Annotated in this window: 2 protein-coding genes and 1 pseudogene; 1 reads left to right on the forward strand and 2 read right to left on the reverse strand. The window is 36.6% G+C overall.

Features of this window, described 5'->3' with window-relative positions:
- Both ACFING_RS09650 and ACFING_RS09655 read right to left on the reverse strand, forming a co-directional pair.
- Positions 1–291 (reverse strand): annotated as a pseudogene (locus ACFING_RS09650) (DUF1376 domain-containing protein); the annotation flags it as partial.
- Positions 292–416: 125 nt separating this feature from the next.
- Entirely contained in the window at positions 417–791 is a 375-nt protein-coding gene (locus ACFING_RS09655) for a hypothetical protein (protein WP_375630738.1), read from the reverse strand.
- Between the two features lie 83 nt (positions 792–874).
- Between ACFING_RS09655 and ACFING_RS09660 the strand changes: the two genes are divergently transcribed.
- Positions 875–1,492, forward strand: a complete 618-nt coding sequence (locus ACFING_RS09660; RefSeq protein WP_375630740.1) for a S24 family peptidase — start codon at positions 875–877, stop codon at positions 1,490–1,492.
- The last annotated feature ends 268 nt before the right edge of the window (positions 1,493–1,760 follow it).

Consider the following 1,760-nt stretch of genomic DNA (forward strand, 5'->3'; position numbering starts at 1 on the left):
TTATCAGCAAAATCGTTCAGCTCTTCTTCAACGCGCGTATTCCACAATCCATTATCTGTCTCAACAAGTTTATCATTCCTCATTAAGTATTCGACAATAGCTGCAAATTTTTTCTGCGAACAATGACAAACGCGTGCAAGCGTTTGAAAATCTGTTTTAAGTGGTTCTTTTTTTTTCATACATGTAAACGAGAAGGGTTATATAAACCCCCCGTTGTTCAGATGTCATTCCATTTGTACCACTTATCCAGTCATACAAATGGAATCTTATCCATGGCATACCATTAGATATGCGCGCGCCCTTCTTTCATTAAATATAAATTAGTGATCATAATCCCCCCCTTAAAGCTGTTGCGTATTTATGCGTGCGCATGGTGACGCGTAATCTATTTATTTGATCTCTTTATTTTTGCCTGTTTAAGAGTGTGAATGATGCTGTTGATGTTTGTTATTTTCTGTATGAGCAGCACTATGAGAAGATATTACTGTTTGTGATGCATTTGCTGTACTAATTTTCTCCACCAGATGAAGCGTATCTTTTCTTCGTTTTGTCATTGGACGAATAACTCTATGGGATTTACTCCCATAATTATGTAGGAACCAATCTAGTGTAACCCAAGATAGACCCTTGGCTTTAGACAACTGAATAATTATATTCCAGTATTTTGGAGAAATACTATTGCGATCACGCATTTTACGCGCAGCCTCATAGCTACAACCAATTTCTTTTGCAAATTGGCGTATAGATCCCCAAGATTCAATCAAACTTTTGACATAAAAATCATTAACCATGACACAAATAGTACATTACGTACAATTTTAAATCAAGATAAAATCGTACACAATGAATTAAAAAAATAGTGGATAATGTACAAATGACTTATTTGCCAAAAGATAGACTTAAAATAGCGCGTAAGAATGCTGGATACGCAACACCAAGCGAAGCTGCGCGCGCTATACCAGCTCTTAATCAAAATACCCTAATTAGTCACGAAAATGGAAATCGTGGTATTTCGCGCCAAATAGCCGAGCTCTATGGACAAGTATTTAATGTAGATCCGGGGTGGATTTTGTATGGCGAGTCTCCTCAAGAAAATCCTAACCTCAATATAAGTATTCCTGTCGTTTCATGGATTAGCGCTGGAGAATTAAGCGAGCAAGATGGGATAAGGGATTTTTCAGATTATCCTATGACAGAGGCTGTTAATCTTCCTGCCGGTGAATGGATTGCTTTACGTGTAGATGGCGCATCTATGAATAAAATTAGCCCTCCAGATTCTATAATATTTGTAAATATGCGAGACAAAAAACTTGTGCCTAATGCCTGCTATGTAATTGCAGATGAATCTGGACAAGCGACATATAAACGATACAGACCTAATGATGATCCTCCTTTTCAGCCCGCTTCATACGACAAGACAATAAAGGCTCCAAAACTTGAAGGCGCTATCTCTATAATAGGTCGTGTACGGCGCACTATTCTTGATATGTAAACACAATACGATTCTCTGTTCACGTTATCGATTAGATTGCCATCAACAGATTGAAGCAAGTTTGCTTGATTTTTATCAGTAAACAGCAAAATTTTGATTCTCTAAATTGTGCCCTGATTCGTCTTTTTTATTTTTTTAAAAAAAATAGTACATTATGTACTTGAGTATCTTTAGTGCGTAATGTACTAATTTATTCCATAAACCACGCACAAAAAATCGCCAAGAGGCGTTAGGGAGGAAAAATTATGGAAAATCCAATTCTTATAAA

It is taken from the genome of Bartonella sp. AP150HLJHH (assembly GCF_042196385.1).
GTDB lineage: Bacteria > Pseudomonadota > Alphaproteobacteria > Rhizobiales > Rhizobiaceae > Bartonella.